The organism is Arthrobacter sp. G119Y2 (assembly GCF_038069765.1).
Lineage (GTDB): Bacteria > Actinomycetota > Actinomycetes > Actinomycetales > Micrococcaceae > Arthrobacter_B.
Map to the genome: position 1 here is coordinate 92222 of NZ_JBBPFS010000009.1, position 22308 is coordinate 114529.

Sequence of the window (22308 nt, forward strand, 5' to 3'; positions counted from 1 at the left end):
GGCAGTTCCGGCACATCGGCTTCTTTTGGGATTCATCCTGCTCACCTACAGACAACGCACAGCTAAATGTAAGAAACTGGGGAAGTGAATAAATCATCCGGACCTGAAGCTCGTCTCCTTGTAGTGGATGATGAGCCCAATATTCGCGAACTCCTTTCCACCTCCCTGCGCTTCGCCGGGTTCGACGTCGTCGCGGCGGCCAACGGCCGCGAGGCCCTCGCCGCCGTCGACTCCCACAACCCGGACCTCGCGGTGTTGGACGTGATGCTTCCGGACATGGACGGCTTCACGCTCACCCGCCGCCTGCGCGCCGCCGGCCAGCACTTCCCCGTGGTCTTCCTGACCGCCCGCGACGACACCGAGGACAAGGTCACCGGCCTGACCGTCGGCGGCGACGACTACGTCACCAAGCCCTTCAGCCTGGACGAAGTGGTCGCCCGCATCCGCGCCGTGCTGCGCCGCACCCAGCCGCTGGAGGACGACGACGCAGTCATCCGCGTGGATGACCTGGAGCTCGACGACGACGCCCACGAAGTACGCCGCGGCGGTGTCACCATCGACCTGTCACCCACCGAGTTCAAGCTGCTGCGCTACCTGATGCTGAACCCCAACCGGGTGCTCTCCAAGGCGCAGATCCTGGACCACGTCTGGGAGTACGACTTCAACGGTGACGCCTCGATTGTTGAGTCTTATATCTCCTACCTGCGCCGCAAGATCGACCGCAGCCCGGACGCTCCGGCGCTGATCCAGACCAAGCGCGGCGTGGGCTACCTGCTGCGCACGTCGGAGAAGCGCTAAGCCTTGCTCCGCCGCTGGAAATCAGCCTCCCTCCGCTCACAGCTCGTAGCCATCATGGCTGTCCTCATGGTCATTACGGTGACCATCACGGGGCTGGCCACGATCTATGTGCTGCGGCAGATTCTGGTGGACCGTCTGGACGTGGAAATCCGGGACAACGCGCCCGCCGTTTCGCGCTATCTGATTGCCGATGGCCCGGCAACCGACACCTCGCTGTTCCAGTTTTACGGCCTGTACCTGGCTGACGACGGGACCCACGGTCCCGAGACGCATTCCGACCCCCGTGACGATACTCCCGTAGTCCCCCACTACACGGCAGAGGAGGTGCGCGAGCTCGACCAACAGGGCAAAACGGTTCCGGGCACCATGCCCGGCAGTAAAGGCTGGCGGGTCAAGGTGTTTGCCCTGGAGAGCTCGGGATCGGTGGCCGTAGCCCTGCCCCTGGACTCCGTGGCCACCACTGTCGATGAAGCCGCCTCACTGGTCTTCTCGGTGGGGCTGCTGGGAACCCTGGGCGCCACCGGCATTGCCTACTGGGCAGTGACGCGCCAGTTCCGGCCGCTCAGCCAGGTGGAGAAGACCGCTGCCGCGATTGCCGCCGGGGATCTGTCCCGGCGTGTGGACGTCGGCAATCCCGCCACTGAGATTGGCCGGCTGTCCCGTTCGCTCAACGCGATGCTGGCCCATATTGAGACCGCCTTCGCGGCACGCACCAAGTCGGAGCAGAAAATGCGCCGCTTCGTTCAGGACGCCTCGCATGAGCTGCGCACCCCGCTGGTCACGATCCGCGGGTTCTCGGAGCTGTACCGCCACGGAGCGCTGCAGCAGCCCGAAGAGATAGCCGCGGCCATGGGCCGGATTGAGAGCGAAGCAAAACGGATGGGCCAGCTGGTGGAAGACCTGCTCACCCTGGCCCGCGTGGATGAACAGCGCCCGCTGGAATACGCACCGGTGGACCTGCTGCTCCTGGGCAATGATGCAGCCATGGACGCCCGGGCCAGTTCTCCCGGACGCGAGATCCGCGTAGTCGGCCTCGACGGCCAGCAGCCGCGGCCGGCGCCGACTGTCGGCGACGAGGCGCGTCTGAGGCAGGTCGTGGCCAATTTGATGACGAATGCCCTGCGCTACACCCCCGACGGATCCCCCATCGAGATTGCCGTGGGCGTGGCCCCGGTGATTCACAACCGCTCGGACGCGGTGCTGGAAATCCGCGACCACGGTCCGGGCATTTCCGAGGAGGACGCTGCCCGGGTCTTCGAAAGGTTCTACCGGGCGGACTCGTCGAGGTACCGGGAAACCGGCGGTACCGGCCTGGGTTTGGCCATCGTCGCGGCGCTGGTGGCCCAGCATGACGGCACGGTCCGCCTGTCGGAAACTGAAGGCGGCGGCGCCACCATGTCCATCCGGCTGCCGTACCGCGCCCCGGAAGACCTGGACAGGGATCACGGGGCCTGAAGCTCCCGCGCAGGCTCTTCCCCTTCCCCCTTACCACCCTTCCCCTTCCTGTCCTCCACAGCAGCGCGAAAGAGCGGTGTCCGGCGCGGTTATCCACTGCGGGCGTCCGCGGGCTCGGAAGCACTGGTGGCTGGCCTAGCGTCAAAGGCTCATTCACCTTCCGAAGGGAGATACCACCATGGCAATTGTCTCAGTGGACAGCGAGGCCCTGGATACCAAAAGCGCCGAGGTCCGCGGCACGATCGACCGCCTGCAGTCCGACATCAACCGCATGCAGACCGGGCTGCAGTCCCTCAGCGAATCCTGGCAGGGCCAGGCATCGGCCAACTTCCAGACGCTGATCGCTGAGTGGCGCAGCACGCAGGCCAAGGTGGAGGAATCACTGGCCACCATCAACCAGGCGCTGGGCTACGCGTCCGTGCAGTACGCAGAGACTGAGGCAGCCAACGTGGCGCTGTTCCGCCACTGAGCCGGAACTGGTCCGTGCGGTGCCCCGCGGGAACAGGGCCAGGGAAAGCTACCTGCGGAAACGCTGGCCACGGATAACACAAAAGCGCGGCACCCGCCCGGGGTGCCGCGCTTTTCCTGCAAAGCAGTGTTTCCGTTGAAACAGTGTGTCCGTCGAACCTCTCGGTCCGCGGGACAGCCGGCTCGCCGGTGGTGTGGTCCCGGCCGCAGGGCCGGAACCACGGGGCTGCTAGAAGCCGCCCATACCGCCCATGCCGCCCATTTCGTCGCCGCCGCCCATTGCCGGTGCTGCCTTTTCAGGCTTGTCGGCAACTACTGCTTCGGTGGTCAGGAACAGGCCGGCAATGGAGGCTGCGTTCTGCAGAGCAGAGCGGGTCACCTTTACCGGGTCGTTGACGCCGGCAGCCAGCAGGTCTTCGTACTCGCCGGTTGCAGCGTTCAGGCCGAAGCCCTCGGGCAGGCCGCGGACCTTGTCGACGACGACGCCCGGCTCCATGCCGGCGTTGAAGGCGATCTGCTTCAGCGGAGCGTCGATGGCAACGCGCACGATGTTTGCACCCGTGGCTTCGTCACCCTCGAGGTTGAGGTTTGCGAAGGCCTTCAGGCCGGCCTGAATGAGGGCAACGCCGCCGCCGGCGACAATGCCTTCTTCAACCGCAGCCTTGGCGTTGCGGACAGCGTCCTCAATGCGGTGCTTGCGTTCCTTCAGCTCAACCTCGGTGGCTGCACCGGCCTTGATGACTGCAACGCCGCCGGCCAGCTTGGCCAGGCGCTCCTGCAGCTTCTCGCGGTCGTAGTCCGAGTCGGAGTTCTCGATCTCGGCACGGATCTGGTTGACGCGGCCCGCAATTTCCTCGGGATCGCCGGCGCCTTCCACGATCGTGGTCTCGTCCTTGGTGACAACAACCTTGCGTGCCTTGCCCAGCAGGTCCAGCGTGGCGTTTTCCAGCTTCAGGCCGACTTCCTCGGCAATAACCTGGCCGCCGGTGAGGATGGCGATGTCTGCGAGCTGGGCCTTGCGGCGGTCGCCGAAGCCCGGGGCCTTGACGGCAACGGACTTGAACGTGCCGCGGATCTTGTTAACAACCAGCGTTGCCAGGGCTTCGCCCTCAACGTCTTCGGCGATGATCAGCAGCGGCTTGCCGGACTGCATGACCTTCTCCAGAACGGCAACGAGGTCCTTCACGTTGGAGATCTTGGAGTTCACGATCAGGATGTACGGATCCTCAAGGACCGTTTCCTGGCGCTCGGCGTCGGTCACGAAGTAACCGGAGATGTAGCCCTTGTCGAAGCGCATGCCTTCGGTGAGCTCAAGCTCGAGGCCAAAGGTGTTGGACTCTTCGACCGTGATGACGCCTTCCTTGCCGACCTTGTCCAGGGCCTCCGCGATCAGGTCGCCGATCTGCTGGTCACCGGCGGAGATGGAAGCCGTAGCGGCGATCTGCTCCTTGGTTTCGATCTCCTTGGCAGAGGCCAGCAGCTCGGCCGTGACGGCCTCGACTGCCTTCTCGATGCCGCGCTTCAGGCTCAGCGGGTCGGCGCCGGCAGCAACGTTGCGCAGGCCTTCCTTCACCAGTGCCTGGGCCAGGACGGTTGCCGTGGTGGTGCCGTCGCCGGCAACATCGTCAGTCTTCTTGGCAACTTCCTTGACCAGCTCGGCGCCGATCTTTTCGTAGGGATCGTCGAGCTCGATCTCCTTGGCGATGGAAACGCCGTCGTTGGTGATTGTGGGGGCGCCCCACTTCTTCTCAAGGACCACGTTGCGGCCACGCGGGCCCAGGGTGACCTTCACGGCGTCGGCGAGGATGTTCAATCCGCGCTCAAGGCCACGGCGTGCCTCTTCGTCAAATGCAATGATCTTGGCCATAACGGCTTTCGTCCTTCCGGAACAGTCATGCTGGGTGCTTAGATGTTGCATTCCAGACTGCGGTGCCCGCGACGGACGGGCCGTGAGGGTGCGATCTCTTTACGCACCCGCAGGCCCTCACCTCAGTGGCTTGCTGTTTCACTCAACGCCGACCGCATTTAGCAGTCATACGGCAAGAGTGCTAACTCAATAATTAGCACTCTCACACACTGAGTGCAAGCGATCACGACTCTCCGACGTCCGGGTCACAGGCAACATTCCCCGGGTGCCGCCCATCCCTGGAGATCCCCTGACACACCAAACGGCGGCATCCCGGGAGCGGTTGCCGCCGTTGGGGTTCGCGCAGGTGCCAAAAGCGCCGCTAAACGGCTCGCACATCCTCCGCCTGGGGGCCTTTCTGGCCTTCACCAATTTCAAATTCCACCCGCTGGCCTTCTTCGAGGGTGCGGTACCCCGAGGCCTGGATGGCGGACCAGTGCACGAAAACGTCCGTTTGGGCCTCATCCAGCGTGATGAATCCGTAGCCTTTTTCCCCGTTGAACCATTTGACGATCCCCTGCGCCATGTGCATTTCTCCAACCTTGTTTGCTCGTGCGTTCCGCCAACGTGGTCGTGGCGGAGCGGACCGGCGCACAGGCGGTCCGGGTACAGCGGATACATGCTTGCTTCGGACCGGCGTCGCACGGCTGGCACTCACTTTAGCCAGCGTGATGCAGCTCACATTTACTGCGGCAGGATCGTTATGGAGTTTTTACGTTCGGGCAGTATTCCCGGCTACTGGAATCCCGGGCCGGGAACTACGGTCACCAGATTGAAGTCGGCAGATTCGGCGAGCGTGGGGATCCCCAGAGTTCGTGAGAGCTCCTGGGCATTCGGCAGCTGCTCGGCACCGTTGTAGAAGATGATCGACGTCTGGAGCGGCGTTCCGCCCCAGTTAGCGACCTGCGCGGTGGCCCAGCCGTCGCCCGCAATCCGCGCGGAAAGATTCGCGCCGAGCCCTCCGATCCCGCTGGCATTAAGCACCACCACGGGCTGGCTGCGGTCCACTGCGGCTTCGGGGGTGGGCGACGGCTCGGGCGTCGGGGAATCGCTCGGCTCGGGCGTTGGCGACGGCTCGGGCGTCTCCGACGGCGCCGGCTCCGCTGACTCGGTCGGGGCAAGCTCGGCTTCGGTGGGCTCGGGTTCCGGGGTAACCGCCGGCTGGGACGAGTCGGACACCGGTGCCGGGGCAGCGCCGTCCTGCCCGATGCCCAGCCGCGGCAGGACAAAGAAGGCCGCGAGGCCCAGGATCAGGGCCAGCACTCCGACGGTAATGATCAGGCCAAGGCTGCCGGACCGCGACGGAATCAGCCGTTCGCGGTGAACGCCCTGGCGTGATGACGTCTCGGGAACCTTGTCAAACTCATCCCGGGGGTATTTGCTCATGGTGAGGTATCAGTCCTTGGTATCAGGTGGCGCCGGTTAGACGTCAGAGCCTGAACGACGGGCGGTGCGCGCGCGCTGACGGGTTGTACGTAGTCTACGCAGTCTCTTGACCAGCATCGGGTCGTGAGCCAGGGCATCCTCGGTGTCGATCAGAGCGTTCAGCACCTGGTAGTAGCGGGTGGCGGACATGCCGAACAGCTCCCTGATGGCCTGTTCCTTCGCCCCGGCGTATTTCCACCAGGCCCGCTCCAGTGCGAGCATCTGCTGTTCCTGTTCCCCGAGCGGACTGTCGGGGTCAACCGTGCCGTCCAACGAGAAGGCTTCGGTTGTTTCGGCCACAGGATGCTCCCAGATCGGTTGTCGGTTTCCCTCTCTATGCTAGTTGGGAAATAACAGGCTTGTCATTCGGCGGGCTTTCTCCGCTGAACGCCGGGGCTCCCCCGGCCGCTCCCCCAGCCGCTCCCCCAGCCGCAGGCCCGGCTGCCCGCACCGCCGGATGTGGGAAACAGCACCGGGGGAACGCCGTTGTGGGCTATGGTCTGATGCTATGTTTGCGAAGCTCGGAACCCGGACGGTGGCAGCACTGCTGCTGGTTGCCTTCACCTTTGCCGGGGCGTCGTGTTCAAACTTTCCAGCAGATCCGGAGGGGACACTGGACCGTGTCACGGGCGGCACCCTTCGGGTGGGTGTGTCCCACTCCCCGCCGGCCACGGACGTTGGCGGGGCTGAACCGGCGGGCACGGAAGCCGACCTGGCCCGGGATTTCGCCGAGTCCCTGGATGCCGGTGTTGAATGGGTCGAGGGCGGCGAAGAGTACCTTATGGAGGCCCTCAAGCAAGGTGACCTGGACCTGGTGATCGGCGGGCTGACCGAGTCAACCCCATGGACCGGCAAAGCGGCGGTGACACGGCCCTATGCCGAGAGCACGAACCGCTGGGGAGACTCAGAGAAACATGTACTGGCGGCGCCGCTGGGCGAAAACGCGTTCCTTTCACGCCTTGAACAATTCCTGGCCGACAGGGAGGCCGGCAAATGACCAGGCAGCAGGGACGGACCGAACTGCCCCAAGAGCAATCTGACGCACTTCGCCGCGCCGTGCGGCTGGAGTGGATAACCATCGGTTTCCTTGCGGTCACCGTGACTGCCGTCTTCCTGGTCATGGGCAACTCCCAGGCCATGCGGGCAGCCTGGATCGAGGACATGCTCTCCTTCATCCCGCCGCTGGCCTTCCTGCTCGCCGTCCGCCTCGTGGCCCGGCCGCCGGGCACCCGCTACCCGTACGGCTATCACCGTTCCATCGGCGTCGCCCATCTGGTGGCGGCCGTGGCGCTGACTGTCATGGGGTCCTTTCTCATCTATGAGTCGGCGACGGGGTTGATGAAAGGCGAGCATCCGCCGATCGGCACAGTAGAAATGTTCGGAAGCCAGATTTGGCTGGGCTGGCTGATGATGGCAGTAATGGCGGTGACCACCATCCCTCCGGTGATCGTCGGTCGAATCAAGATCCGCCTCGCACGGCAGCTCCACAACAAGGTCCTGTATGCGGACGCCGACATGAACAAAGCCGATTGGATGACCGCGGTGGGTTCCATCGTCGGGGTCGCGGGAATCGGGCTCGGTTTCTGGTGGGCTGATGCAGCCGCCGCCCTCTTCATCGCCCTGAGCATCCTTCGCGACGGGCTGCGCAACATGCGCGGGGCGGTCACCGACCTCGTGGACACGGCGGCTACCACCTTCGATGAAGCGGAGCCGCACCCGCTGGCGGAAGAAGTGACGGGCTATCTGCACGGGCTGCCGTGGGTGGAGGCAGCCGGGGTGCGGATGCGCGACCAGGGCCAGGTCTTCCATGTCGAAGCCTTCGTGGTGCCCGTCAAGGGCACGCCCCTGTCACTGTCCCGGCTGGCGGAGGCACGCGAGGGCTGCGCCGGCATCGATTGGAAGCTGGCCGACACGGTGGTGGTTCCCGTGCAGAACCTGCCGGAGGAACTCGGAGGCCGCAGCGGCGTGCATCAGTCGGGCAGCGAGGAATGACGCGCAAATACTTCCGGACCTAGGGTGGAAACGTGAGCTCTAATGATCCGACACTCTTTTCACTGCCATCCGCCGCCGAGGGACCCAAGTCCGGCTCCGGCTCCGGCACGGAGGGAGAACCGTTCCCTTTCGCGGCTCCGGCGCCGCTGACAGACTTCATGGCACCGGATTGGGCCAGGGCCCTGGCCCCGGCCGCCCCGGAACTGCACCGAATCGCAGGATTCCTTGAGGAGGAGCGCCGCTCCGGCTTTCCCGTGCTGCCCGCTCCGGGCCATATTCTCCGGGCGTTTTCCCGCCCGCTTGCTGACGTCAAGGTCCTGCTGATTGGCCAGGATCCCTACCCGACTCCCGGCCACGCCGTCGGTTTGTCCTTCTCGGTGGACCGCGGCGTGCGCCCGCTACCGCGGAGCCTGAACAACATCTACAAGGAACTCGACGCAGACCTGGGCATCCCCCCGTGCCCGCACGGCGATCTCAGTGCCTGGTCCGACCAGGGTGTCCTGCTGCTGAACCGGGTCATGACGGTCCGCGCCGGCAGCGCCGGGTCGCACCGGAGGCGCGGCTGGGAGCAGATCACCGAACTGGCTGTCCGCGCCGTGGCCGGCCGCCGCTCTTCCGACGGCAGCCCCGTCCCTTTGGTGGCTGTCCTCTGGGGCAATGATGCGCGGTCCATCGTTCCGCTGCTGGAAGGCACACCCCGGATTGAATCGGCCCATCCGAGCCCGCTTTCCGCGTCGCGCGGGTTCTTCGGCTCCCGCCCTTTCAGCCGCACCAATGAGCTGCTGCAGGAGCAGGGAGCACAGCCGGTGGACTGGCGGCTGGACGCGATACGGTAGGAGAAACCCTTTACCGAGGAGACCAACCCGCATGCCTGACCCTTCCGTGCCCGCCGAGAAGCCCGCGCAGGACGTGCCCCGCCGGGCCCGCCCGCTGCTAACCCTCGAGGTCCTGCGGCGGGAACAGCTGACGCCTCACATGGTGCGCATTTATGCCGGCGGTCCGAACTTCGGGAGTTTCACCGCCAACGGCTGCGCCGACGCCTACTGCAAAATCTGGTTTGGCCCGGACGGCAAACCGCTGGACGGGACGTCCGACCTCGAGTCCCTTCGGAGTTCCTTTCCCCGGGAGGAATGGCCGGTGTCGCGCACCTACACGGTCCGCAGCGTGAACCCTGCAGCCCGCGAGCTGGCCATTGATTTTGTGGTGCACGGGGACGAAGGCCTGGCCGGCCCGTGGGCCGCACAGGCTAGAGCCGGTGAAGCACTGACGTTCTCGGGGCCAGGGGGTGCCTTCAATCCCGACCCCGACGCCGGCTGGTATCTGTTCGCTGCCGATGAATCCGCCCTGCCCGCCACGGCTGCGGCGCTGGAGGCCCTGCCGGTCTCCGCCGTCGGGCAGGTGTTCCTGGAGGTGGGCGGTCCCGAGGACCGCCAGCCGCTCACGGCGCCGGAAGGCATCTCCGTGACCTGGCTGTACCGGGGGGACACGCCGGCGGGAAACACCGGCATGCTGGCGGCAGCCGTCTCGGCCGCGCCTTGGCCAAGCAACGACGTTCAGGTCTTCGCGCACGGCGAGCGGGAGGCAATGAAGGCCCTGCGGGATGTCTTCTTCACGATGCGCGGACTGGAACGCCGGCAGGTGTCGCTGTCCGGATACTGGGCTGCGGGGCGCACAGAAGACGCATTCCAGGCAGAAAAAAAGACCCCGGTCGGCAAAATCCTCTAGATTCTTGCCGTCCGGGGCCTTTCCGCCGGCTGCCTACCGGCGCCGGTTCCGGCGGTCATTGCCGGACAGGTTTCGCGTCAGGGGCCGGGCGAGGTTGTCGCCGAACACCACGCCGCCGGCAATCGCCAGGATCACCGTCAGCGCATTGAAGATTCCGACGGCGCCGGCGGTGAAGTCGTCAGTACCGATACTCAGGCCGTACATGGCGCGGAAGATGCTCAGCCCGGGGAACAGGAAGAGCACTGCCGGAACAGCAACGATCAGCTGCGGCGCCCCCATTCGAAGCGCGATCATCCGTGCCACCATGCCGATGAAAATGGCAGCGACGGCCGGCGTGAGCCGGGGGCCAACGCCCACCATTTCCGACAGCTGGAACACCAGGAAGCCCGCCGCTCCGGTCAGGACGGTGGGCAGCACCAGATTCATCGGAGACTGTTCCACCACGCAGATCGTGCCCAGCGCCACGGCCAGCAGCAGCATGGTCACCGCAAAGGGGTACTGCGAGGCGGCAACGTTGGTCACGTCCAGCCTCGGCATGCCCGCCAGTGCCCCCACAACAAGCGCGACGGCGATGCCTGCCACCAGCGCTCCGAAGGTCAGGAACGCTGACAGGAAACGTCCCGAAGCAGTAACCGGGAACCCGTTGATCGCATCCTGCACGGCAGAGACCAGCCGGCCCGTCGGCAGGAGCAGCAGGATCCCGCCGGCCACCACAATGCCCGGAGAGATCGGCACGTCGAAGGACCAGAACAGCATGGCGATGGCGGTGACGACAAAGCCGCTGGCAGCGGTGCTGAAGAAGTCCGGCACCCGCCAGCGTCCCAGCAGCCGCTGCAGGAGACTGACCAGGACGGTACTGAGGAAAGCCACCAGCGAAGCCAGCGGTCCGCCGCCGATGAAGCCCACAATAGCCGCGGCAAACACGCCGGTTGAGGCCGTCACGGCCCACCTCGGGAACGGCTTCGGCTGATGGGTGATCTCGTTCAGCCGGTTGGAAGCTTCGGCGCGCGAGATTCCACCGTCGATAATGTCCGTCACCAGCTGGTGGACCAGCCCCAACCCGGCATAGTTGTTGGTCCACGAGCGCACCACGCGCATGACCGTGATGGGCGTCTGGTCCTTGGGCGAGTAGTTCAGCAGCACCGACTGGTTGGTGATGTCCACCTCGATGCTCTCCAGGCCAAAGGCAGCGGTCACTGCGATGATCGCCGTCTCCACTTCAAGGGCACCGGCACCGTAGCGGAACATGGTTTCGGCCAGGCTGAGGGCCAGGTCCAGGGTCTTCCGCGCCGATGCATCCGGGCCCGCGGTTCGCACCAGGGGGTTGGCGTACGGGGAACCTGCCAGCCGCTCCACGATGGACATGGCCTGGGTGGGAGGAGTCTCTCCCTGCACCAGCTTGCGCAGCATCCGACGGGCCGCTGCCGATGAGCGGTCCTGCTGCCGGGCTGCGCTGGAACTCGTGCCGTGCTGCCCCGGCACGGTCTTGCGGGCGCGCGGCTTCCGCGGCGACTGCGCCGTCTCTGACGGCTGGGCGGACTTGCCGCCGCCGAACCCTCCGGAGGGCAACCGGATGCGTCCTGTACCCGTTCCGCCCGAAGTGCCCTTGACGGGAGTCTGCATGACGGAGGTGGTGGGCGGCGGCGGTTTGGGACGGGTGCTCCTGAGCCCAAAACCGCCGGGGCCAGTGGGCAGGCCAGCGGTGCCGGCGGACCCGGAGCCCTTCGGCGCTTTGCCGGGAGCGGCAGGGCGCCGAATCTTCGCGCCGGCGGGTGCTTTTTTGCTTCCCCCCGCGGCCTTTGGCCCCTGCCCTGAAGGCTGGTTTCCGGAAGTTCCACCGTTGCCGGGAGACTGGATAACCGGTATCAGCCCCACCATCGGATCGGGGTTCTGTGCAGGCTTTTGGCGGTCTGCATCGGACGTGTTTTCCAAAGGACTCACCCTTTCGCCTCTGTTGCCTGAATCCCGTTCAGGCTTTTGCTGTTAGTAAAACGGCTGCTGGTGACGGCGCCAGTAGATCTGCCGCGCGACGCGTTCGCCGATCGTGTTCCAGATCTTGTACCGCACCGGGTCCAGCACCAGGTCGTAGCAGCCCACGAAGTCCGTGACGGTCTTCGAGAAGCTGGTCTTGAAAAGACCCAGGCCGTGGTGGGGGTGTTCCTTGTTTTTCAACTGGTCGCTGGGAGGCGTCCCGCAGAAGTCATACTCCTCGATTCCGAAGTCTTCCTTCAGCTCGGAGATGGCCGTCCACTGGACCAGGTGCGAGTCACCGTACTGGCTGCGGCGGGGCTTGGACCCCCCGTCCTTGTAGGTGCCCTTCTTTCCGTAGGCGATGACAAAGGCACCTACGGTGGGCTCGCCGTCTTCGAAGGCGAAGTAGAACCGGCCCTGGCCTGCTTCCACGAAGTTGGACCAGAAGCGGTGGTAATACTCGTAGGAGCGCATCCGGGCCGAGGAGCGGTCCTCGATGTGGCTCATCAGTTTGTACATGGTGCGCATGTTCTCTTCGGTGGGCTCCACCCGGCGGACGTCGGCACCTTCCCGGATTGCCCGGCGGACAGCGTTGCGCCCGCGCGAGGAGATGTTCTTCAGGACCTGCTCGATGTCCGGGGTGGTGTCCAGCAACGCAGTGGAGTCGTTGGGCTGCAGGTTGAAGGTCTTGACCAGCCCGGCACCTTCGAACTGAGCCCGCACCTGGGGGCTGTCGACGATGTCCGGCTCCACTTTCACGGCAAACACGTTTCGCTTGGATTCCTTGATGAACCGGCGCAGCGCGTCGAGGACCTCCGGCACATGCGAGGGCTCAGCAACATCGGGGCCCTTGATGAGGTACCAGAGGCTGCCCAATCCGGGCACCTTTTTTTCGATTGCCAGGTTGTATGTCGTATAGCCGCGGCCGGTAAACACCAAGTGGATGGGATTCCATCCGTGGTGGGATTTAACCTCCGCGTAGGACGCGGACTGCAGCACGTTCCCGCCGCCCGGGTTGGACTGCACGTGGCTGTCCCATTTCTCTTTTTCCTCGGCGGTGGCCAGGCGTGCACTAAAGTCTCGCAAAATACCTCAACTAATCGCTTGATCGCTTGATCGCTTGCACCATCTGCGGCTGGTCCCCTGCGGAACCCGCACCACGGGCTCCGGACCGTCCTCAAGTCTATCCGCTGGGGGGATCACTCAATGAAATTTCCCCAGAGGGTCCCCTGTGAGTTCCCCCGTGCTCCCGTGCACGCAGCTGCAGGCCAAACCAGCGTCAGCCCTCGGCGCCGCAGGCCGCAGCCCTGCCTGGCCGGGCGCTCCCCGGAACAGGTAGTTCCGCCCATCTCCCTGCCCGCCCTGCGGGCCCGGGGTAAGGGACAAACCCCGGGGTGAGGGACAAACGAGGCGGAGGAACACAGGAGCCTGTCCGCCCCGGCTACACTAAATGCAAACACATGAACTTTGCGGGGATGGGGAGCACCATGGGACAGCGGCTGGAACTCGGATTGGACACCTTCGGTGATGTCACCTCGGACGCCGGAGGCGAACGGCTGCCGCAGCACCAGGTGCTGCGCAACGTGGTGGCAGAGGCGGTGCTGGCCGACTCGGTCGGCATCGATTTTATTGGCATCGGAGAGCATCACCGGGAGGATTTTGCCGTGTCGGCGCCGGAGGTGGTCCTCGCCGCGATTGCCGGGCAGACCAGCCGGATCCGGCTGGGCTCGGCGGTCACCGTCCTGAGCTCCGACGATCCGATCCGGGTCTTCCAGCGGTTCTCAACCCTCGACGCCGTTTCCAACGGCCGCGCCGAAGTGATCCTGGGCCGCGGCTCCTTTACGGAGTCCTTTCCGCTGTTCGGGCTCGAACTGGCGCAGTACGACGAGCTCTTCGAGGAAAAGCTGGAGCTCTTTGCTGAACTGCGCCGCGAAACCCCGGTGACGTGGAGCGGCAACACGCGGGCCCCGCTGCAGAACCAGCGGGTCTATCCCCCCACCGCCGGCGGTGAGCTGCCGGTGTGGATCGCCGTCGGGGGCACACCCCAGTCCGTGGTCCGGGCGGCCCACTACGGGCTGCCGCTGATGCTGGCCATTATCGGCGGCGAACCGGCAAGGTTCGCGCCGTTTGTAGACCTGTACAAGCGGGCGCTGGACCAGTTCGGCCGGCCCCTGCTTCCTGTGGGCGCGCACTCCCCCGGTTATGTCGCTGCCACTGACGAGCAGGCACTCGAGGAGGCCTGGCCGCATTTCGAGCGGATGCAGAACCGGATCGGGCGCGAGCGCGGATGGAGTCCCACCACCCACAGTGATTACCTCGCGTCCGCCGGCCCGGACGGAGCCCTGTTCATCGGCTCCCCGCAGACCGTTGCCGCCAAGATCGTTCGAGTGGCCCGGGAGCTGGAGCTAAGCCGTTTTGACCTTAAATACAGCCTGGGCACCCTGCCGCACGAGCTGTTGATGAACTGCATCCGCCTGTACGGCACAGAGGTTGCACCGCTGGTGCGCGAGCAGCTGGCCTAGCGGCTCAGGCCGACGCCGGGAGGAACCAGCGGATGCGCGGTTCCTCCTCGGCCAGGCCCGCCGCCTTGTCAATCAGCTTCCGATCCTCTCCGGTGATGCGCTCCTGCTCCTGGCGCAGGTATTCGCGCCAGGTCGCGACGTCGTAAATCTCGCGGAACTGGCGCGCATCCGTCACCGAGTGGACCAGCTCCCAGTCCCGCGCGCCGGTGCGCATCCGGGAGAGACGCACCTCATGCATGAGCTGAACAAACTCCGCAGCCTTCCCGGGAGCCAGTTCATAGGCGATGAGAATGGTGACCGGCCCGGCGTCGGGGGCCGGCTCCTGCGTCGCCTCGATCCCGAGGTCAGCTTCCGCGATGCTGCGGTCCAGCCGGCCGGTGCGCGGCAGCAGCGGCAGCACGGTGACGCTCAGCCCCGCTGCCCCCAGGACGGCTCCCGCCGCAGCCAGCACCGGTGCGTAGCCGTAGGCGGTGGCCAGGGAACCCCACACGACGGCGCCAACCGCCTGAGCCCCGGTGGTCACCATGAGGTAGACGGAAAGCCCGCGGGCCCGCACCCATTCCGGCAGCGTGAGCTGCATGGCGCTGTTAAGGATGGACAGGGTTGCGATCCAGGCGATGCCGGCGAAGACCAGCAGAACTCCCAGCACAGGCGCGGGCAGGAAGCCGGCCGCAAAAGCCGCGGCGCCAAAAACGGCGGCTGCCAATCCCAGCATCAGGTTGTCATTAATGCGGTCTTTGACCTTCGGCAGCAGGATGACCCCCGCAACGGCGCCGACACCCAGCGCACCCAGCAGCAGCCCGTAGCCGGCGGAACCGAGCCGGAGGTGCCCGTTGACTGCCACGGGGAGCAGTGCATACAGCGCACTGGCCGGAACCATGAAGAGGGCGGTCCGGAGCAGCACGCGCCGGATGCGCGGGGCCGCCCTGATGTAGCGCATGCCCGCGGCCAGCGCTTCCCGCATCCGTTCGGGATCCTCCGGCTCCGGCGGCGCCCGCCAGATGTAGACCGCAACCGCTGTTCCCAAAAAAGACACGGCGTTGAGGCCAAATACGAAGGCCGGACCGAAAAAGGACACGAGCACCCCGGCCAGTGCCGGCCCCACCGCACGCGCTCCGTTGACCGCCATGCTGCTGAGGGCGGATGCGGACCTGATTTCCTCCCGGGGCACGAGCTCGGGAGTGATCGCCTGCCAGGCAGGCTGGCTCAGGGCCACCCCGCAGCCGATCAGAAAGGTGTACAGCAGCAGCGAGTCCGGATCCAGCAGATCCAGCGCAGCAATCACGGTCAGGACAGCCGCGGCACCGGCGGCGAAAAGATTGGAGCCCAGAATGAGGCGCCGCCGGTTGAACGCATCTGCCAGGACCCCCGCGATGAAGCCAAGCAGCAGGGACGGTGCCAGGTTGGCCGTCTGGACCAGGGACACGAGGGCGGGGTTGGAACTGTTTTCGACCAGATACCACTGGGCTCCCACGGTCTGCATCCAGGTGCCGATGCTCGACCCGATATTGGCAAGCCACAGAATCAGGAACATGCGGCGGCGCAGCGGCGCCCAGGGAGATGCCGTCTCCATCGGGATACCTCCGTCCGGACGCGCCGGTTCAGATGCGCCGTTCAAATACCCCGGTTCAGACCACCCGGGGAAAATCTGCCCATGCCTTGCGGAACCGCTTGCGTGCGCTCTCCCCGCGTTCTTCCTCCAGGGCGTGCAGCCGCCCGTAGGTGAAGCCGTTGTAGCCGGCACCGGCCGCGGCGGCACCCAGCCGGCGCAGGTAGTCCCGGCTAACGACGCTGTCCTGGTATTCTCCGAGGATCTTTTGCACATGCTCAGCGCCGGCGGCCAGTTCGGCGGAACCGGAGGCCCGCACCGGCTGGGCAACCTCGGCGGCATAGCGCAGCCGCTTGGCATCCTTGCGGGCGTCGTGCAGTGATTCCGACCGGTGGTCCTCGCTGCGGGCCTCGCGGGCGTCCCGCACCTGCCGGTGCAGGCGCTTGCGGTCGCGGCGCAGCATCCGGCCCGCGGTTTGGGCAGCCGGTGCCTCTGCTGCGGCCGTAAATTCGGGGCTGCCGATCACCGACTCAAGCCGTTCCAGCAGGCGCCGGTAACGGTCGCCGTCGAGCACGCGGGCCACTTCCGCATGAGCCATGCGATAGTCGCCGAGCAGTTCCTCGTCAATGCGCTGCTGCACCGTCCCCATCACCAGTTCGGCAGGCTGGGTTCCGACAAGAGCCTGCAGCCGCGCGCGCAGCACCTGGGCGTCGCGGGCCGCACCCAGGACCCCGGCAAACCATTTGAGTTCGGTGCGCACTTCGCGGGCCGGCTCCGGTGCAAGCACTTTGCGGTAACTCGACAGCGCCGAACGCATCCGCCGGGTGCTGACCCGCATCTTGTGCACCGCGTCTGCATGGTCTGCCCGTACGCGCGGATCCTCCGCCAGCATGGCCAGGAACTGATTCCGCAGATATGCCAGCAGCAGGAGTCCGGCGGGACCCTCTGGCTGCGGAGGCCCGAGGCTCAGGGCGCCGACCCGCACGGCGGCCTGCTGTGCAGCAAGGCCACCCTCGGGGCGGGGCTCGGCGGCAGCGACGGCGGAATCCGCTCCGCCGCTGAGCCGTGGCGTATGCAGCGGGGTTTCCGGATCCTGAGGGGTGGGCATGGCTCAGTATAGGGCCGGGAAACGGCGCAACGGCAGGGGTTTGTGCCGCGGCAGGGGGAAACAGTCCCGCATCGCTGTACCGGGTGCAGCTCCGGCGGTAGCATCGCGGTACCGTGCCGCTGTCCGGCCCGCCCGCCCGGCGGTAACCGCTGCAGGCTGAAATTCCGACGAGGAACACTAGGGCCGTGTGAAGCGATATGAGATTCGTAAAGCTGGGAAGTTCCGGAGCCACGGTGTCGGCTGTCGGTCTCGGGTGCATGACCTTCGGTGACCCCAACCACGGCAACCACGGCTGGACGCTGCGGGCTCCGGAGTCCAGGCCCATCCTGCGCAGGGCCCTTGAACTGGGGATCAATTTCTTTGACACGGCCAACGTCTACTCCTCCGGCGACAGCGAGGAAATTACGGGGGCCGCACTGCTGAAGTATGCCCGGCGTGATGAAGTGGTGATCGCCACCAAGGTCCACGGCGAAATGATGCCAGGTCCCAACGGCTGGGGCCTCTCGCGCAAACACATTCTGTGGCAGGTGGACGAGAGCCTTCGGCGCCTGGGCACCGACTACATTGATCTCTACCAGGTTCACCGCTGGGATGCCTCCACCCCGCTCGAGGAAACGCTGGAAACACTCGACGGGCTGGTGCGGTCGGGGAAAGTCCGGTACCTGGGCGCCTCCACCATGTATGCCTGGCAATTCGCCCGGGCGCTCACGCTGCAGCAGGCCCACGGCTGGTCTCGGTTTGTGACCATGCAGGCGCATTACAACCTGGTGTACCGCGAGGAGGAACGGGAAATGATTCCCCTCTGCAGTGCCACCGGCACCGGTGTGCTGGCCTATTCCCCGCTGGCCCGCGGGCGGCTGGCGCGGGACTGGCAGCAGGGAAGCCGGCGGCAGTCCCAGGACGCCCTGGGACACTCCCTCTATACGGGGCAGGACGTACCCAACCGGGCCGTCGCCGACGCCGTACTCGCCGTAGCGCAGCGGCACGGCGTGACACGGGCCCAGGTTGCCCTGGCCTGGGTCCTCACCCACCCGGCGGTGACGGCCCCGGTGCTCGGTGCCTCCGCCGCCGGGCATCTGGACGACGCCGCCGCGGCCCTGGACCTGCAGCTCACGCCGGAGGATCTGGACGAGCTGGAGCAGCACTACACCCCCCGGCACGTGGCAGGTTTCTAGCCCTTCACTGCTCCGGCAACCAGGCCGGAGGAGATGAAGCGCTGCAGGAACAGGAACAGCGCCATCACCGGCAGGGCGGCCAGGACCGCACCGGCGGAGAAGACACCCCAGGTGCGCGACTGGCTGTCACCCACGAAGGAGTAGAGGCCCACCGCCAGGGTCTGTGCTTCGGGGTCGTTCAGGACAATGGACGCAATCAGGAACTCGCCGGTAGCGGTGATGAAGGACAGCAGCCCCACAATCGCCAGGATGGGCGTGACCAGCCGCAGGATGATCGTGAAGAAAATCTGGATGTGGCTTGCTCCGTCGATGCGCGCGGCCTCGTCCAGGGACTTCGGAACCGTGTTGAAGAACCCGTACATCAGGTAGGTGTTCACGCCGAGGGCGCCGCCGAGGTAGACCATGATCAGGCCGGTCTGGCTCCCCAGGCCCAGCCACGGCACGACGTCGGAGATTCCGCTCAGCAGCAGGAAAATCGCCACAACGCCGAGCATCTGCGGGAACATCTGCAGGAGCATCAGGCTCAGCAGGCCGAAGCGGCGTCCGGTAAAGCGCATCCGGGAGAAGGAGTACGCGGCCAGGGCACCCAGGAACACGGTGCCGGCGCTGGTAATGAGCCCGACGACGAGCGTGTTCAGGAACCACCGGGCGAAGGGCTTCTGCGGATCCGAGAACAGGTCCACGAAGTTGTCGAACTCGATGGTGGAAAACAGGCCGCTTGCCGAAACCAGGGTTCCGTTGGAGCTGAGCGCGGCGGAGAGCACATATGCCAGCGGGAAGAGCGCAAAAACGCCCATGACCAGGCCCACCAGGTGCCGCCACCCCTTGTCCCGGAACCATGCGCCGAAGGGTTTGCGGGGTTGTGCAGGGCTGGCCGGGCCGGTGTTGGTCCGAGCCGGGGCCAATGTCGAGTTGCTCATGAATTCACTTCCTCCAGCGCCTTGGTCTGCCGGAAGCTGACCGCGGAGATAACTGCCACGATGATGAAGATGATGACGGCAAGCGCGCTGGCCAGCCCGTAGTCACGTCCGGACCCCTGGCCGAAAGCCACCTTGTAGACCAGCGTGATCAGCAGGTCCGTGGCCCCGATGTCCATGTTGGTGTCGGTGAACCTGGGCCCGCCGCCCGTAAGCATGAAGATCACGTTGAAGTTGTTGAAGTTGAAGGCAAACGTCGAGATCAGCAGCGGTGCGGTGGAGACCAGCAGCAGCGGCAGCTTGATGGAGCGGAAGATCCGCCACGCGGATGCCCCGTCCATGCGGGCGGCCTCGTTGACATCCTCCGGCAGGGACTGCAGGGCGCCGGTGCAGACCAGGAACATATAGGGGAACCCGAGCCACGTGTTCACCAGCAGCACACTGAATTTCGCCAGCCAGGGGTCGGTCAGCCACGGGATGTCGGCGCCGCCGAACAGGGTGGCGTTGATGAATCCGAACTCCTGGTTCAGCATTCCGGACCAGACCAGGCCGGCCAGGAATGCCGGGAAGGCATAGGGCAGGATCATGATGGTGCGGTAGATCTTTTTGCCGCGCAGGTTCGGATGGTTGAAGGTCAGAGCCAGGAACAGCCCAAGACCAAAGCACAGCAGCACCGATCCGAGCGCAAACGTGAAGGTCCATACGATGACGCTGAGCAGCGGCCCGCGGAGGTCCGGATCGGTGAAGGCCCGTTCGAAGTTCTCGAACCCCACCCCCACCTTCCAGCCGGTGGCGAGGCGTTCGCCGTCGGCGCTCACAAAGGATCCCTCGCCGCCGTCCGTATAAACGGTGCCGGTCTCGGTATCCGTGAAGGTGTCCGCCGCTTCGTCGTAGACCAGCACCGGTTTGAACACGTAGGCATTGGAACCGTCGGCGGTCTGCAGGACGCCGTCGTCGAGGTCATCGGAGAGCGGAACTTTGATGTCGGTGATTTCCTGCTGGACGGCAAGCAGTTCGTTGAAGCTCAGGGTGCGGTACCCCTCGGCTGCCACGGCTTTGCCTGTGCCGCCGATTTCGGCGCCCTCAGCCTCCTTGAGCGGTTCACCCGTGGTGCCGATCCGGACGCCGGCGTCGGGATCAGTGACCAGAAGCGACAGGACATCGTCCTTTTCCACCACGGACACCTGGTATGCCGGAGAATCCGGAACGCGCTTCTGGGCGCTCATGGAGATGGCTGAAACGGCGTCGTCCTTGCTGCTGTTGTGCCCGTCGCCGTAGTTGGTGAAGGCGATATAGCCGCTGTACACCACCACAAAAACCTGGAAGACCACCAGGAACAGGACTCCCGGTGCCAGGTACTTGGCCGGCAGGCCGCCGCGGCGGAGGTAGATCCAGTTGATCAGCACGGTCACCGCTGCCGCCACCGCAAGGACGGCCCATTTTTCGCTCATGAACAGGGCCATGAGGACATAGACGGCAAACGCATCCGTCAGGCCCAGGAGCAGAATTTTGGCCAGAAGGCCTGTCATGGAATCGGGCCCGCGGCGGCGCTTGGGCGTTCGTGCGGAAATGTCTGGGCGGACAGGGGTGTCCAGCTGATCAACCATCGGGGTTCTCCTTGAACCGGTTCGGGCCGGGACACTGCGCTCCATAAAGGGGCAGTGTCCCGGCCCGCATACCTCGTGCCCCGGCGGAAGGCCGGAGCGGTTTCTATCTCAGGTGCGGCTGACGCCGGACTACTTGGCGATCTTCGCTTCGACGTTGCTGACCATCGTTGCCCAGGACTCTGCTGGATCGCCCTGGCCCTTGATCAGGGCAAGCTCAGTGCCGCCCCAGTCGGCCCAAACAGCACCCATTTCCGGGATGGCCGGCATGGGGACGCCGTTGGCGCCGATCTCGCCAAAGGCGGCGACAGTCGGGTCTGCGGCTGCCTTGTCGAACGACGCATTCAGGGCCGGCGGACGTCCGCCGCCTTCAAACATGGCGTCCTGCACGGCCTCGGTGGTGAGGTAGTTCAGGGCAAACTCAGTGGCGGCCAGGGAGTTCGCGCTCTTGGAGCTGATGAAGAAGCCGTTGACGCCCACAAAGGGCTGCGCCGGCTGATCGCCCGCGGTCGGCAGCGGGTCAACGACGACGTTGATCCCGGCTTCCTCCGCCAGCGGCACGTTCCACGGCCCCGTCAGGAAATACGGGGACGCTCCGGCGTTGAACTTTTCCTTGGCAATGTCTGCGGTGATGTTGGAGTTCAGGATGCCGGCTCCGGCCTCGCCCCATTCCTTCACCTTTGCGGCGAAAGCAGCACCGTTTTCGTTGCCCAGCTCCAGCTTCGACGCATCATAGCCGCCGGTCTCGTCAGTTCCGAAGACGGGAACACCCATGGAGGTCTGGAACGGGTACAGGTGGTACGGGTCGCCCTGCTTGGGATCCATCCCTACCAGGAACGGGAACTCGGCGCCCTTGGTGGCAACGGCGTCCTTGCCGTTGGCAATGACTTCGTCCATGGTTGCTGCCGGTTCGGGAACCAGGTCCGCGTTGCGCAGCAGACCGATGTTCTCGATGGAGTAGGGCACACCGTAGGTGCTGCCCTCATAGGTCATGGCGGCGACCGCGGACTCCTGGAAGTCTGCTGCCTTGTCACCCAGCTCGATCGGGGAAATTACGCCGTTCAGGACAAATTTGCCCAGCCAGTCGTGCGGGCCCACGATCAGGTCGGGACCTTTTCCGCTGGGGACCTGTGTGATGAAGTCGTCGGAGACCTTCTCGAAGTCCTTCGTCACCAGCTTGATTTCAATGCCGGTGTCTTCCTTGAACTGGGCCGTGACATCGGTCAGAGCCGGCGAGCGTTCCGCATCGACCCACATGGTGAGTGTGGTGGCGCCGGCGGTGGACAGGTCCGTGGAGTCCGCGCTTTCGGCGGAATCACCGCCGCCGCAGGCGGTCAGGACAAGAGCAGCGGTGACCGAAACGGCCCCGAGAGCGAGGGAGCGGCGGCGAGACGCCGTCATACCCGTGGTGTGCACCTTCATTGGTGAACCTCTCCTAAATTTTCAAAATGGATTCCGGCGTTTTTCAGCGCTGCTGTCCGGGCCTCCTGCGCTGGCGCAGGAGATAAGGCAGGAGCAACGGAACACTCCATCGGGACCTCAGTACGGAGAAAGTGTAAGCGCGTACACGTTGTGCGTCCAATCACAGACCTGCGTCACGGTTTAGACCCGCATTCGCTGCCGCTGTTTCACCCCCATCCCCTGCTGTGACCCAGCAATCCGGGAAATAGTCAGTAATCTTAGGACTGACCCG

20 protein-coding genes are annotated in these 22308 nt (G+C 65.3%); 9 read left to right on the forward strand and 11 right to left on the reverse strand.

What is annotated here, in order from left to right:
• Nucleotides 1-84 precede the first annotated feature (84 nt).
• The 3 genes from WKB88_RS16700 to WKB88_RS16710 all read left to right on the forward strand — a co-directional run bounded on the left by WKB88_RS16700 (nucleotide 85) and on the right by WKB88_RS16710 (nucleotide 2722).
• Nucleotides 85-798, forward strand: a complete 714-nt coding sequence (locus WKB88_RS16700; protein ID WP_268910001.1) for a response regulator transcription factor — start codon at nucleotides 85-87, stop codon at nucleotides 796-798.
• A gap of 54 nt (nucleotides 799-852) precedes the next feature.
• Nucleotides 853-2253: a sensor histidine kinase gene (locus WKB88_RS16705; protein WP_341395682.1), complete on the forward strand. Its 1401-nt coding sequence runs from the start codon at nucleotides 853-855 to the stop codon at nucleotides 2251-2253.
• 178 nt (nucleotides 2254-2431) lie between these two features.
• Entirely contained in the window at nucleotides 2432-2722 is a 291-nt protein-coding gene (locus WKB88_RS16710; RefSeq protein ID WP_341395683.1) for a WXG100 family type VII secretion target, read from the forward strand.
• Between the two features lie 228 nt (nucleotides 2723-2950).
• On the opposite strand, the gene groL is transcribed toward WKB88_RS16710, so the two are convergent.
• From groL to WKB88_RS16730, 4 genes are all read right to left on the reverse strand, one after another.
• Nucleotides 2951-4588: a chaperonin GroEL gene (gene groL / locus WKB88_RS16715; protein WP_341395684.1), complete on the reverse strand. Its 1638-nt coding sequence runs from the start codon at nucleotides 4586-4588 to the stop codon at nucleotides 2951-2953.
• A gap of 361 nt (nucleotides 4589-4949) precedes the next feature.
• Nucleotides 4950-5153: a cold-shock protein gene (locus tag WKB88_RS16720; protein WP_341395685.1), complete on the reverse strand. Its 204-nt coding sequence runs from the start codon at nucleotides 5151-5153 to the stop codon at nucleotides 4950-4952.
• 209 nt (nucleotides 5154-5362) lie between these two features.
• Nucleotides 5363-6013 carry a LytR C-terminal domain-containing protein gene (locus tag WKB88_RS16725; protein WP_341395686.1) on the reverse strand — a complete coding sequence of 217 codons (651 nt, stop codon included), beginning with the start codon at nucleotides 6011-6013 and terminating at the stop codon, nucleotides 5363-5365.
• A gap of 36 nt (nucleotides 6014-6049) precedes the next feature.
• Nucleotides 6050-6352 carry a DUF3263 domain-containing protein gene (locus WKB88_RS16730; protein ID WP_290167235.1) on the reverse strand — a complete coding sequence of 101 codons (303 nt, stop codon included), beginning with the start codon at nucleotides 6350-6352 and terminating at the stop codon, nucleotides 6050-6052.
• A gap of 208 nt (nucleotides 6353-6560) precedes the next feature.
• Between WKB88_RS16730 and WKB88_RS16735 the strand changes: the two genes are divergently transcribed.
• From WKB88_RS16735 to WKB88_RS16750, 4 genes are read left to right on the forward strand one after another with little or no spacing between them, the layout of a single operon-like run.
• Nucleotides 6561-7049 (forward strand): transporter substrate-binding domain-containing protein, encoded by a 489-nt coding sequence (locus WKB88_RS16735; protein WP_341395687.1) that lies wholly within the window; start codon nucleotides 6561-6563, stop codon nucleotides 7047-7049.
• The gene (locus tag WKB88_RS16740) at nucleotides 7046-8044 is read left to right on the forward strand and encodes a cation diffusion facilitator family transporter (protein WP_341395688.1); all 999 of its coding nucleotides are present in this window, start codon (nucleotides 7046-7048) and stop codon (nucleotides 8042-8044) included. The genes WKB88_RS16735 and WKB88_RS16740 overlap by 4 nt, the downstream gene beginning before the upstream one ends.
• Nucleotides 8045-8076: 32 nt before the next feature.
• Complete coding sequence (locus WKB88_RS16745; protein WP_445818948.1) at nucleotides 8077-8880, forward strand: uracil-DNA glycosylase; 804 nt, start codon at nucleotides 8077-8079, stop codon at nucleotides 8878-8880.
• Between the two features lie 31 nt (nucleotides 8881-8911).
• Nucleotides 8912-9769, forward strand: a complete 858-nt coding sequence (locus tag WKB88_RS16750; protein WP_341395689.1) for a siderophore-interacting protein — start codon at nucleotides 8912-8914, stop codon at nucleotides 9767-9769.
• Nucleotides 9770-9802: 33 nt separating this feature from the next.
• On the opposite strand, the gene WKB88_RS16755 is transcribed toward WKB88_RS16750, so the two are convergent.
• Nucleotides 9803-11392, reverse strand: a complete 1590-nt coding sequence (locus WKB88_RS16755) for a threonine/serine exporter family protein (RefSeq protein WP_341395690.1) — start codon at nucleotides 11390-11392, stop codon at nucleotides 9803-9805.
• A gap of 360 nt (nucleotides 11393-11752) precedes the next feature.
• The gene (locus WKB88_RS16760) at nucleotides 11753-12826 is read right to left on the reverse strand and encodes a lipid II:glycine glycyltransferase FemX (RefSeq protein WP_341395691.1); all 1074 of its coding nucleotides are present in this window, start codon (nucleotides 12824-12826) and stop codon (nucleotides 11753-11755) included.
• A 401-nt stretch (nucleotides 12827-13227) separates the two neighbouring features.
• Between WKB88_RS16760 and WKB88_RS16765 the strand changes: the two genes are divergently transcribed.
• On the forward strand, nucleotides 13228-14262 hold the full coding sequence (locus tag WKB88_RS16765) for an LLM class flavin-dependent oxidoreductase (protein WP_341395752.1): 1035 nt from the start codon (nucleotides 13228-13230) through the stop codon (nucleotides 14260-14262).
• Nucleotides 14263-14266: 4 nt separating this feature from the next.
• Here WKB88_RS16765 and WKB88_RS16770 read toward each other — a convergent pair whose 3' ends face one another.
• Both WKB88_RS16770 and WKB88_RS16775 read right to left on the reverse strand, forming a co-directional pair.
• A complete protein-coding gene (locus WKB88_RS16770; protein WP_341395692.1) occupies nucleotides 14267-15835 on the reverse strand; it encodes an MFS transporter in 1569 nt (522 codons plus the stop codon).
• Between the two features lie 55 nt (nucleotides 15836-15890).
• The gene (locus WKB88_RS16775) at nucleotides 15891-16919 is read right to left on the reverse strand and encodes a CHAD domain-containing protein (protein ID WP_341395693.1); all 1029 of its coding nucleotides are present in this window, start codon (nucleotides 16917-16919) and stop codon (nucleotides 15891-15893) included.
• Nucleotides 16920-17116: 197 nt separating this feature from the next.
• On the opposite strand from WKB88_RS16775, the gene WKB88_RS16780 reads away from it, so the two are divergent.
• On the forward strand, nucleotides 17117-18094 hold the full coding sequence (locus WKB88_RS16780) for an aldo/keto reductase (RefSeq protein ID WP_341395694.1): 978 nt from the start codon (nucleotides 17117-17119) through the stop codon (nucleotides 18092-18094).
• Here WKB88_RS16780 and WKB88_RS16785 read toward each other — a convergent pair.
• From WKB88_RS16785 to WKB88_RS16795, 3 genes are all read right to left on the reverse strand, one after another.
• A complete protein-coding gene (locus tag WKB88_RS16785; RefSeq protein WP_341395696.1) occupies nucleotides 18091-19014 on the reverse strand; it encodes a sugar ABC transporter permease in 924 nt (307 codons plus the stop codon). The genes WKB88_RS16780 and WKB88_RS16785 overlap by 4 nt on opposite strands.
• Nucleotides 19011-20618 (reverse strand): ABC transporter permease subunit, encoded by a 1608-nt coding sequence (locus WKB88_RS16790; RefSeq protein ID WP_341395697.1) that lies wholly within the window; start codon nucleotides 20616-20618, stop codon nucleotides 19011-19013. The genes WKB88_RS16785 and WKB88_RS16790 overlap by 4 nt, the downstream gene beginning before the upstream one ends.
• 129 nt (nucleotides 20619-20747) lie before the next feature.
• The gene (locus WKB88_RS16795) at nucleotides 20748-22037 is read right to left on the reverse strand and encodes a sugar ABC transporter substrate-binding protein (protein WP_341395698.1); all 1290 of its coding nucleotides are present in this window, start codon (nucleotides 22035-22037) and stop codon (nucleotides 20748-20750) included.
• Nucleotides 22038-22308: the final 271 nt, after the last annotated feature.